Origin of the sequence: Mycobacterium sp. 1245111.1 (assembly GCF_001673405.1) — a bacterium.
Taxonomy (GTDB): Bacteria; Actinomycetota; Actinomycetes; order Mycobacteriales; family Mycobacteriaceae; genus Mycobacterium.
This window is the reverse complement of sequence record NZ_LZLV01000017.1, coordinates 80,505-90,666: the sequence shown is the minus strand read 5'-3', so window position 1 is coordinate 90,666 and position 10,162 is coordinate 80,505. Positions and strand designations below refer to the sequence as shown.

Annotated in this window: 13 protein-coding genes; 6 read left to right on the top strand and 7 right to left on the bottom strand. The window is 65.2% G+C overall.

Annotated features, from left to right (window positions below; all coding sequences use genetic code 11):
* Both A5658_RS03500 and A5658_RS03495 read right to left on the bottom strand, forming a co-directional pair.
* A partial coding sequence (locus tag A5658_RS03500) for an MMPL family transporter (RefSeq protein ID WP_156751239.1) occupies positions 1–1,112 on the bottom strand: 1,112 nt, incomplete at its 3' end.
* The gene (locus A5658_RS03495) at positions 1,109–1,531 is read right to left on the bottom strand and encodes an MmpS family protein (protein ID WP_067331167.1); all 423 of its coding nucleotides are present in this window, start codon (positions 1,529–1,531) and stop codon (positions 1,109–1,111) included. The genes A5658_RS03495 and A5658_RS03500, both read right to left, overlap by 4 nt.
* 265 nt (positions 1,532–1,796) lie before the next feature.
* Here A5658_RS03495 and A5658_RS03490 point away from each other — a divergent pair, with 265 nt between their 5' ends.
* Positions 1,797–2,486 (top strand): TetR family transcriptional regulator, encoded by a 690-nt coding sequence (locus tag A5658_RS03490; protein ID WP_067331165.1) that lies wholly within the window; start codon positions 1,797–1,799, stop codon positions 2,484–2,486.
* Positions 2,487–2,490: 4 nt separating this feature from the next.
* Here A5658_RS03490 and A5658_RS03485 read toward each other — a convergent pair whose 3' ends face one another.
* Together A5658_RS03485 and A5658_RS03480 are read right to left on the bottom strand one after the other, a co-directional pair.
* The gene (locus A5658_RS03485) at positions 2,491–2,985 is read right to left on the bottom strand and encodes a DUF5078 domain-containing protein (RefSeq protein WP_082992921.1); all 495 of its coding nucleotides are present in this window, start codon (positions 2,983–2,985) and stop codon (positions 2,491–2,493) included.
* Positions 2,986–3,038: 53 nt separating this feature from the next.
* A complete protein-coding gene (locus A5658_RS03480; protein WP_067331163.1) occupies positions 3,039–3,425 on the bottom strand; it encodes a PPOX class F420-dependent oxidoreductase in 387 nt (128 codons plus the stop codon).
* Positions 3,426–3,511: 86 nt separating this feature from the next.
* Between A5658_RS03480 and A5658_RS03475 the strand changes: the two genes are divergently transcribed.
* Together A5658_RS03475 and A5658_RS03470 are read left to right on the top strand one after the other, a co-directional pair.
* Positions 3,512–4,372: a phytanoyl-CoA dioxygenase family protein gene (locus tag A5658_RS03475; RefSeq protein ID WP_067331161.1), complete on the top strand. Its 861-nt coding sequence runs from the start codon at positions 3,512–3,514 to the stop codon at positions 4,370–4,372.
* A 2-nt stretch (positions 4,373–4,374) separates the two neighbouring features.
* A complete protein-coding gene (locus A5658_RS03470) occupies positions 4,375–5,010 on the top strand; it encodes a cutinase family protein (RefSeq protein ID WP_067331159.1) in 636 nt (211 codons plus the stop codon).
* Here A5658_RS03470 and ligD read toward each other — a convergent pair whose 3' ends face one another.
* Complete coding sequence (gene ligD, locus A5658_RS03465; protein WP_067331157.1) at positions 5,011–6,036, bottom strand: non-homologous end-joining DNA ligase; 1,026 nt, start codon at positions 6,034–6,036, stop codon at positions 5,011–5,013.
* A gap of 9 nt (positions 6,037–6,045) precedes the next feature.
* On the opposite strand from ligD, the gene A5658_RS03460 reads away from it, so the two are divergent.
* Both A5658_RS03460 and A5658_RS03455 read left to right on the top strand, forming a co-directional pair.
* A complete protein-coding gene (locus A5658_RS03460; protein WP_067331155.1) occupies positions 6,046–7,113 on the top strand; it encodes an ATP-dependent DNA ligase in 1,068 nt (355 codons plus the stop codon).
* 5 nt (positions 7,114–7,118) lie between these two features.
* Positions 7,119–7,553: a nitroreductase family deazaflavin-dependent oxidoreductase gene (locus tag A5658_RS03455; protein WP_067331153.1), complete on the top strand. Its 435-nt coding sequence runs from the start codon at positions 7,119–7,121 to the stop codon at positions 7,551–7,553.
* Here A5658_RS03455 and A5658_RS03450 read toward each other — a convergent pair.
* The gene (locus A5658_RS03450) at positions 7,550–8,779 is read right to left on the bottom strand and encodes a cytochrome P450 (protein WP_067331151.1); all 1,230 of its coding nucleotides are present in this window, start codon (positions 8,777–8,779) and stop codon (positions 7,550–7,552) included. The genes A5658_RS03455 and A5658_RS03450 overlap by 4 nt on opposite strands.
* 95 nt (positions 8,780–8,874) lie before the next feature.
* Here A5658_RS03450 and A5658_RS03445 point away from each other — a divergent pair, with 95 nt between their 5' ends.
* On the top strand, positions 8,875–9,306 hold the full coding sequence (locus A5658_RS03445) for a lipoprotein LpqH (RefSeq protein WP_067331149.1): 432 nt from the start codon (positions 8,875–8,877) through the stop codon (positions 9,304–9,306).
* Between the two features lie 371 nt (positions 9,307–9,677).
* Here A5658_RS03445 and A5658_RS03440 read toward each other — a convergent pair whose 3' ends face one another.
* Positions 9,678–10,160 (bottom strand): NUDIX domain-containing protein, encoded by a 483-nt coding sequence (locus A5658_RS03440; protein WP_067331147.1) that lies wholly within the window; start codon positions 10,158–10,160, stop codon positions 9,678–9,680.
* Between the last annotated feature and the right edge of the window lie 2 nt (positions 10,161–10,162).

Here is a 10,162-nt window from a genome sequence, read left to right as displayed (position 1 = left end):
CGCCAGCCACGCGTGGAGATTCGCCGCTGCGGATCGAACAAACCGAAGCGACCGCCGACCACGATGACGGCCGGCACCAGGGTCAACGCCACCGCGACCGCGACGACCATGCCGACCGCGCAAGGGACACCGATGGTTTGGAAGTACGGCATCCGGCAGAAGCTCAGGCAGAAGGTGGCGCCCGCGATCGTCAGACCCGACGCCAGCACCACGTGGGCAACGCCGCGGTACGTCGTATAGAACGCGGCCTCGCGAGTCTCACCGTGCTGGCGCGCCTCTTGATAGCGACCGAAGAAGAAGATCGCGTAGTCGGTGCCCGCGGCAATTCCCAGTGATACCAACAGGTTCACCGCGAACGTCGACAGACCGATCAATTGGTGATAGCCGAGAAACGCGACTATTCCTCTGGCAGCGGTTAATTCGATGAACACCGTCATCAGCAGCAGCACCACTGTCCACACGGAGCGGTACACCAACAGCAGCATGGTCAAGATCACCAGCATCGTCACCATGGTGATCTTGACCAGCGTGCTGTCGCCGCTGTGGTGCATGTCCGACACCAGCGCCGAGGGACCGGTCACATAAGTGGTCACACCTTTGGGTGGTGGCGTCCGGTCGACGATTTTGCGGACCGCCTCGATCGACTGCTCCGCGAGCGTCGTGCCCTGGTTGCCGGCAAGGTTGAGTTGGACGTATACCGCTTTGCCGTCCGGGCTTTGGGCGCCCGGTGCGGTAAGCGGATCGCCCCAGAAGTCCTGTACGTGCTGGATGTGCGTCGGGTCGGCCCGAAGTTGCTTGATGATGCTGTCGTAGTAGCGGTGGGCGTCGTCGCCGAGCTTGTCGTTACCCTCGATCACCAGCATCGCGAAGTTGTCAGAGTCGGACTCCTTGAACTTCTTGCCGGTCTCCTCCATCGCCTGCACCGACGGCGCATCCTTGGGGCTCAAGGAAACCTGGCGTTCTTCGGCGACTTTCTCCAGCGGCGGCACGGCCACGGTCATCAGGACGATCAGACCGATCCACGCGAGGATGATCGGCACCGCGAACCGACGGATCAGTCGCGGGGCCCGTGGCGGTTGGGTGTCCGCGACGTTCGTCTGATGGCTGGTCATGCGCCCTTGAGAACGCAATAGGTAAAGGCGTTCACCTCGTGCGAAATCCGCTCGGCCTTGACCACGTCATCGATGATGATCCGGCAGCCCAGGGTGTTGCTGTTGCCTTGCGCCACGATGTTTCCCACGACAGACGCGGCTTTCGTCGTCATGTTGAGTGTCCAGGGCAGCTGCGCGTTGTCCACATGCTGCGGGTCGGCGTTGGTGTCGAAGTAGCTGATGTCGGCGGTGGTCCCCGGCGGGCCGAACACCTCGTAGGTGATCCGCTTCGGATTGAACGGCTTGCTGTCGTCGGTCGCGCTGTCGGAGTACGAGGGACGCTTCTCGGAGCCGAAGAGACCGTGGATGCGGAACACGGTGAAACCGCCGAGCCCCACCACCATCGCAATCACGAGCGGAATCCACGTCCGCTCCAGCACCCTGAAAATCGAAAACCCCTTCACCCACTGCCGCTTTCCTGGTCGGCCACGTCTCAATTACTCGACGATATGTACCCACCGATCGGCGGGGCGCCTCAGGGCGCTTGCGTGGGCCTCACGGCATTGCCAGACCCCGACGAGTAAACCACGCCCACCACCCGGATTGTCGACTCCTCACCCGTCCGGAACTGCGCTTCAGCCATAACGCATGCTATGTGCGTAAGCGGACGGTACCGGGTTCTAGAGCGGCCCGCAATGCGTCCGTGTGCGCTATCCTCGCGCGGTGCCGCAGCTCTCGTTCCAGCGTGCCCGCACCGAAGACAAGAAGCGTCAGCGGGCCGCGGCGCTTGTCGAAGCCGCGCGCTCGCTGGCGCTGGAATCCGGCGTAGCCTCGGTCACCCTGACCGACGTTGCAACCCGTGCGGGGGTGCACTACTCCGCGGTGCGGCGCTACTTCACCTCACACAAAGAGGTGCTGCTGAATCTGGCGGCCGAGGGGTGGGCCAGGTTCTCGGATACCGTGTGCGAAAGCCTGCGACAGCCCGGTCCCCTGTCGCCGGCCCGGGTGGCCGAGGCTCTGGCTCAAGGTCTGGCCGACGACCCGCTGTTCTGCGACCTGCTGGCGAATCTGCATCTGCATCTCGAGCACGAGGTGGAGCTCGAACGCGTCCTCGAGTTCAAGGAAATCAGCAACGCCGCCGTGATCTCGCTGACCGACGCGATCGAGAACGCACTGCCGCGGCTGGGTCGTTCGGGTGCTTTCGACGTGCTGCTCGCCTCGTATTCGTTGGCGGCGCCGATGTGGCAGATGGCCAACCCACCGAAGCGGCTTGCCGACGAGTATGCGAAGCGGCCCGACGTGCCGCCCGATTGGAAGATCGACTTCACCGCCGCGCTGACGCGGCTGATCACTGCGACGTGCGTCGGCCTGCTGGCCGACAATGATCAGGTCTAAACCGTCAGGACCAGTGCCAGAGCGACATGTCACCCTTGGGGTAGTTCTGGCAGTTCTCGGTTTCCTTGGCGACGACGCCCTTGTTGTTCCAGAAGATCTTCATGTGGTTGGGCCACGCCAGCCACAGTGGATCGGCCTGAGGCGCGTAGAAGTTGGCCGAGTAACCACGCCGGTCCGCCGGTGAGAGCGAGTAGAACCAGTGCGCCTTGTCGATGGCGGCCTGGTTGACGTTCGGGTGGTTGTTGAAGTCGATCATGTAGCGCTGGTAGTACACCGGCGAGTAGTCGCGGGCCGCGGCGAGCAGTTGCTCGGCGTCGCAGGTCGTCGAGATCATCCGCCGCGGGATCGGGAAGTCCTCGGTGGAGTCGTTCGATGTGCATCCGTCACACGGACCCAGCGGATCGGCGTGAGCGAACTGTGGCACAGACACGGGGGCGGCACTGAGCGCGAGCGCTACGAGGCCGGCGCGAACGGCGAGGCTCAGACGATGAAGACGCATGCGGCTACTATAACGCTCCGATTACGGCTGCGCCCAGGGGCTGGGAAGACTGGCTAACCATCGGCCGGTGTGATCTCCAAGCCGACGTGAACCTTGTCGATACCGCCCCGCACGATCGAGTGCACGTAGAACCACGGCGCGTGGTACCAGTACCGCTTGAGGACGGCGTTGTAGACCCGATGGGTCTCCGATTTCGGCAGCACCCGGGCGACACCTTCGACGGCGTCGCCTTTCGGCTTGCCCAGCGCTCCACTCTTGGCGATGGTCACCCGGGGCGTGTTCTTGATCCGCTTGGTTTTCCACGATCCGTCGTCGGTGATCACCAGGAGCTTGCCGTCCTGCGGCACACCCCAGATGGGCGTCGGCTTGGGGCGACCGTCCTTGGTGAAGGTGGTCAGGAGCAGGTACTTGGATTTGATGACGTCCGAAAAGGCGGCCACACCTTTCTTTATAGCCCCATCCGCTGAATGCGTGACGTCCTTGCGGGGTCGGCTTACTGTGTGTTCATAGCCGAAGGACAAGCCCCATGAAACTCGACGACGAGTCCGTCACGACGCTGGAAGACCTACGCACCGACCTGGCCCTCCGCTATAAATGGACGCCCAGCGGTGGCTCCGCGGTGGACCCGGCAGTGGTCGACGCCGACGCGGCCGCGCTGGCCCGCGACGGCTACGTCATCTGGGAAAACCTCCTCACCCCCGAGCAGTGCGGCCAGATTCGCGATGAGGTCAAGCCCTGGCTCGCGCACACCGGACGCAACTCGTTCGAAGGGCGACGGACCCAGCGGATCTACAGCGTGCTGAGCCGGACCCGGGTGTGCGATGCGGTCGTCGACCATCCGCGGGTACTGGCCGCATTGGATCGGCTGCTGATGCCCAACTATCTGCTGTCGGCGTTGCAGGCGATCAACATCCAGCCTGGCGAGTCCGCGCAGCTGGCCCACCACGACGACGGCTTCTACCCGATCCCCCGCCCCCGAGAGCCGTTGGCCGCCGCGACGATCTGGGCCATTGACGACTTCACCGCCGACAACGGTGCGACGGTGCTTTACCCGGGCAGCCACACCTGGGGCAAGCGCCGTCCCGGCCCGGACGACGAGGCCCTGCCCGTCGTCATGCCCGCCGGCTCGTGCGTGTTTTTCGTCGGCACGCTCTGGCATGGCGGCGGCGCGAACACCACCACCGCCGACCGGCTGGCCATCACCGCGCAGTACTGCCAGCCGTGGCTGCGTCCGATGGAAGCCTTCACGCTGTCGATATCCCGCGACATCGCCCGCTCGGTGTCAGCCGACATCCAGCGCATGCTCGGCTACAGCATTCATCCGCCGTTCGTCGGCGCGGTCGACGGCCTGCACCCGCTGAGATTGTTGGAGGATGGCAACATCTAGCCATGACCAATCGCACCATCGCGCGCATCATGGCTGGCACACCACTGATCTTGACCCTGTTCAGCATTCCGCTCGGTACGCCCGTGGCCGCGGCCGACGGATGCCCGGACGCCGAAGTGGTGTTCGCCCGCGGCACCGGTGAGCCGGTTGGCCCCGGTGGCCCAGGGCAGGCCTTCTTCGACTCGCTGACCTCGCAGCTGCCCGGCAAGACGATCACCCTCTACCCGGTCGACTACCCCTCGACCACCGACTACGCCAACAGCGCCAAGCTCGGTGCCGACAACGAGGTGGCCCACGTTCAGGGCACCATCGCCAACTGCCCGAAGACCAAGGTCGTGATCGGCGGCTATTCGCAGGGCGCGGGCGTAGCCGACCTGACCAGCCATCGGCTGCCCGCACAAGACGCCAGTCACATTGCCGCCCTTGCTTTGTTCGGTAATCCGCAGAGCACCTACGCAAAAGGCTTGGCGGACAACCAGATTCCGCCGCTCGACCCGAATTACACCCCGAAGGCCATCGACATCTGCCTGCCCAATGACAACATCTGCGCCGAGGGCGGCAGCATCATCGCGCACCTGGGCTACGTCCCGGACGCGACGAACCAGGCCGCGACGTTCGTCGCGCAGAAGCTGCAGTAGCTACTTCTTGCGGTCCGTATCTTTGCTCGGCTGAACACGTTTCGGCTCACCGGGCATCTTCGGGTAGTTGGGCGGGTACGGCAGATCGCCGAGGCCGTTCCCCTCGTCGGCCGCGGCCATCTCCAGTAACGGTTCGATCGACTGGTCTTTCGTGTCGATGTCGGCCCACGGGTCGTCCCGGTTGGCCACGAACTCGGCCGCCGTCGCGATCGTGTAGTCGTCAGGGTTCGCGGTCGCCAGCTCGTCCCAGCTGAGCGGCATCGACACCGTCGCAATCTGGGTGCGCCGCACCGAATATGCCGACGCGAACGTGCGGTCGCGGGCGTTCTGGTTGAAGTCGATGAAAATCCGCCGGCCGCGTTCTTCCTTCCACCACGATGTCGTGACCGCATCGGGCGCGCGACGCTCGACCTCGCGCGCCAGCGCGATGCCGGCGCGGCGCACCTGGATGAAATCCCAGTCGCGTTTGATCCGCAGGAACACGTGGACGCCGCGACCGCCGGACGTCTTGGGATAGCCCACCAGCCCGAGTTCGTCGAGCAGCGGCCGCAAGACATCGACCGCGACGCTGCGCGCTTCGTCGAAGCCGGTGCCCGGTTGCGGGTCCAGGTCGACACGTAGCTCGTCGGGGTGCTCGGTGTCCGGGCAGCGGACCTGCCAGGGGTGCAGCGTGATCGTGCCCATCTGGGCGGCCCACACGATCGCGGCGGGGTGGGTCACCCGCAGCGCGTCCGCGGTCCGGCCGGACGGGAACGTGATCTGGCAGGTCTTCAGGTAGTCGGGATGATGCTGCGGGATGCGCTTCTGATAGATCTCCTCGCCGTCGATGCCGTCGGGAAATCGCTGCAGATGTGTGGGCCGGTCTTTCAGCGAGGCAAGCATCGGACCGGAGGCGACGGCGCGGTAGTAGTCGACGAGCTTGCGCTTGGTGCCGCCCGATCCCAGCTTGGGGAAGTAGACCTTGTCGGGGTTGGTCAGCCGGACGGCGATCCCGTCGACGTCGATTTCCTCCGCTGGCGTTGCCATACTCCGATTATGGACTTGCCTGTCATGCCGCCGGTTTCGCCGATGCTGGCCAAATCGGTGAAAGCGATCCCACCGGAGGCCTCTTATGAGCCGAAGTGGGACGGCTTCCGGTCGATCCTGTTCCGCGACGGCGATGAAGTCGAGGTCGGCAGCCGCAACGAAAAACCGATGACCCGCTACTTCCCCGAGCTGGTCGCCGCGGCAATCGCCGAGTTGCCGCGGCGCTGCGTGGTCGACGGCGAGATCGTGATCGCCACCGACCACGGCCTCGACTTCGACGCGCTGCAACAGCGCATCCACCCGGCCGATTCGCGGGTGCGGATGCTGGCCGAGAAGACGCCGGCGTCGTTCATCGCCTTCGATCTGCTGGCCGTCGGCGACAAGGATTTCACCGACCAGCCCTTCACCGAGCGCCGCGCCGCGTTGGTGGATGCGCTGGACGGCGTCGGCCCGTCGTTTCACGTCACCCCCGCCACGACGGATCTCGCCCTCGCGCAGCGCTGGTTCGACGAGTTCGAGGGAGCCGGACTCGACGGGGTGATCGCCAAGCCGTTGTCGATCACCTATCAGCCGGACAAACGGATCATGTTCAAGATCAAGCACGAGCGCACCGCGGACTGCGTGGTCGCCGGTTATCGGGTGCACAAGTCCGGCGACGACGCCATCGGCTCGCTGTTGCTGGGGCTCTATTCCGACGACGGCACGCTGGCGTCGGTCGGCGTGATCGGCGCGTTCCCGATGGTCAAGCGACGCCAGCTGTTCGCTGAATTACAGCCGCTGGTAACCAGTTTCGACGATCACCCGTGGAACTGGGCCGCCCACGAAGCCGGCGAGCGCACGCCTCGCAAGAACGAGTTCTCCCGCTGGAACGCCGGCAAGGACCTGTCGTTCGTGCCGTTGCGGCCCGAGCGCGTCGTGGAGGTGCGTTACGACCACATGGAAGGCGCGCGGTTCCGCCACACCGCCCAGTTCAATCGCTGGCGGCCGGACCGCGAGCCCACGTCGTGCACCTACGCGCAACTCGACACCCCCGTCACGTTCAGACTCGGCGATATCGTTCCCGGCCTGGGAGACTGAGTGACGTGACTGACTCCGAAGACTTCAACGAACGCAACATCGCCGAATTCCGCGCGAACCACGGCCGGGTCGGCGGCAACTTCGAGGGCGCGCCGCTGGTCGTCTTGCACACGGTAGGAGCCAAGAGCGGCGAGCCGCGGACCAACATCATGATGTATCAGCCCGACGGCGAGCGGTATCTCGTCTTCGCGTCGTATGCCGGCGCCGACAAGAACCCGGCCTGGTACTGGAATCTCAAGGCTCACCCGGACGCTCGCATCGAAGTCGGCGACGACATCGTCGACGTGCACGCCACCGAATTGGAAGGCAAAGAGCGCGACGAGAAGTACGCGCTGCAGGCCGAACGCTATCCGGGGTTTGCCGACTACGAGGCCAAGACGTCGCGCGTCATCCCAGTCATCGCGCTCACCCCGACGAGTCCGCCTCAGCCGCGCACCTAGATCGCGATGTCCAGTGACGCCAGCCCGCGCAGCGTCACGTTCGGCTTGTAGACCGGTTCGCCGGCCAGCCGCGCATGCGGGAAGCGTGACGTCACCGCCGACAACGCGACGGCAGCCTCCAGCCGGGCCAGCGGCGCGCCCAGGCAGTAGTGCAGACCGCGACCGAAAGACAAGTGCCGGAACGTTTTTCGGTCGGGATCGAATATCGCCGGCTGGTCGAACTCGGCGGCATCGTGCTGAGCGGCGGCCAGCAACAGCAGCATGGTGTCACCCCTGACCACGTCGGTGTCGCCAATTGTCATGTCGTCGGCCGCAATTCGGGCCACCAGCTGCACCGGTGGGTCGTAGCGCAGCGTCTCCTCGATGATCGCCGGTGCGCGCTGCGCGTCGGCGGCCAGCGCGGCCCAATGCGCCGGCTCGCGCAACATCGCCAGCATCGCGTTGGCGATCAGGTTGACCGTGGTCTCGTGGCCGGCGATCAACAGCAGCATGCAGGTCGAGACGATCTCGTCTTCGGCCAGCTGGTCACCGGATTCCTCGACCGCGATCAACCGTGACATCAAATCGTCGCCGGCCTGTTTGCGTCGCTGCTCGATCAGGTCGTGTAGGTAGCCGCGCAACCACTGGCCGGCGGCGATCCGCTTGTCCAACCCCTCCATCGGCTCGCCGGTCGCCACGAAGAACGGGTCGAGCGCCTGCGCCAGCAGCGCCGAGGCGTGGCTGAACTCGGCATGATCGTCGATCGGCACGCCGAGCAGCCGGCAGATCACCGTGACCGGTAGCGGTTGCGCCAGATCGCCGACGGCGTCGAAGCGGCCGCGCTCGGCGACCCCGTCCAGCATCCCGTCGACCAATTCGGTGATATGCGGCGTCAGCTCGTTGACCACCTTGGGCACGAACGCCTTGCTGACCAGTTTGCGCAACCGGGTGTGGTCGGGCGGATCGAGAAACAGGAACATCGGCGGGCCCTGCGGCCGCTGGGTCGAGCCGTCGTCGACCCAGCGTTGCACCATCGTCGACTTCTGCCGATCAACCGACGACGCGGGATGCCGCAGCGCCTCGTCGCAGTCGCGGAAGGACGAGAAGATCGTCAGGTTGCCATCCGGCATCTGCAAGGGCCCACGCTCGCGGAACAGCTCGTACACCGCATAGGGATTGGCCCGGTTGGCCGGGTCCAGAAGTTGCAGCAGAAGTTCCTGCGGCCCGGCGACACTGGTGGCAGACATATTTGCATTGTGCAGGTGTAAAAGAAATCGCAGGTAGCTACGGTCGCTGCAAGAAGCCGAGGCGATCGGCGCCGGCGCACGGTTAGCTTGTTTGCGTGGAGAAATGCGTCTGCGCCGTCGCGGCGGCGGTGCTGATCCTCAGCGGCTGCGCGCCCGGTCGAGCCGCTGCGCCCGGCTCTGGGACGTTGCCGCCGGGCACCGCGACGCTCACCGCCGAGGGCAAGCGGATCGGCAGCACGTATTCGGTGCGCTGCGAATCGATCGATTGGATGACGCAGATACATGTAGACCTGCATGAAGCACGCGTCAGCGCGATGCTGTCCCGCGCCGAGAAGCTGACGGCCGAATTCGTCCGGCTCCACGACATCGACGGGTTTACCGGCTCCTACGAGCGGGCGCGGCAGGGCGAGGCGTCGGTCACGATGACGGGTCCGACCTACCAGATCACCGGTGCCGCAGTGGGTTTCAATAACGCGCAGCCGACCCGGCCGAAAGCCGAGACGTTCACGCTTACCGTGTCCTGCTAGTGGTGTTCGGCGCCGAGGATGGCTTTGAATACCGCTTTGCCTTCCCTGCCCGCGGCGGCAACCCATCGCCGCGCTCGATCGCGCGCAGTGCCACCGATACCAGATCGGAGCGCGCCGGGTCGAGATGAATGCCAGAGAACTCGATTGCGACGAGCACCGAGTGCTATGGCCCCAAGCCCTGGCTTACACCAGTCACTGGCGACGATACGCACGACGTGTCCGCCGTCGCGGACCATTCCGATGATCGCCGTGGAGCCAATGCCAAAAGCATGACGGCGCAAACTTTTTCACGGCGAGGCTACCCCAGAACCTCGGCGATCCATCCGGCGAGTGTGCGCAGGGGCTGCAGACTGTGAACATACGCCAGCCGTTCAGCCTTCCCGCAGATCGACCAATCCCGGGTCGGCCATCAACTGGTCGAGCAGAGCCAGCTGACCCTTCAACAGCTTGCCCCTGGCCTGTGCGACGGTAAACCACTCGAGCCGGTCGACCTCGGGGAAGGATTTCAGTTTGCCTGAGCCCTTTGGCCATTCGAGCTCGAAGGTGTTGCTGTGGGCGTCGGCAACGTCGAGGTCGGCCCGGACCGCAAAGGCGGTGACGACCTTGCCGCCGGATTGCTTGACCGGCGCCAACTCGATGCGCGGGCCGGGCGGCGCCGCGGACCCGACCTCCTCTTCGAATTCACGTTGCGCGGCGGCCCAGGGATCTTCGCCCGGGCTGTACTCGCCCTTCGGGATCGACCAGGCGCCGTCGTCCTTGCGCGCCCAGAACGGTCCACCCGGATGGGCGATCAGGACTTCGACGACGCCGTCCTGCAGCCGATACAGCAGCAGGCCCGCGCTGAGCTTGGGCACGG

Excerpts from the sequence above, each read along its gene's own strand:
- A5658_RS03485 (WP_082992921.1), bottom strand. The coding sequence starts at position 2,985 with ATGCGTCTTCATCGTCTGAGCCTCGCCGTTCGCGCCGGCCTCGTAGCG.
- A5658_RS03475 (WP_067331161.1), top strand. The coding sequence starts at position 3,512 with ATGAAACTCGACGACGAGTCCGTCACGACGCTGGAAGACCTACGCACC.
- A5658_RS03470 (WP_067331159.1), top strand. The coding sequence starts at position 4,375 with ATGACCAATCGCACCATCGCGCGCATCATGGCTGGCACACCACTGATC.
- ligD (WP_067331157.1), bottom strand. The coding sequence starts at position 6,036 with ATGGCAACGCCAGCGGAGGAAATCGACGTCGACGGGATCGCCGTCCGG.
- A5658_RS03460 (WP_067331155.1), top strand. The coding sequence starts at position 6,046 with ATGGACTTGCCTGTCATGCCGCCGGTTTCGCCGATGCTGGCCAAATCG.
- A5658_RS03450 (WP_067331151.1), bottom strand. The coding sequence starts at position 8,779 with ATGTCTGCCACCAGTGTCGCCGGGCCGCAGGAACTTCTGCTGCAACTT.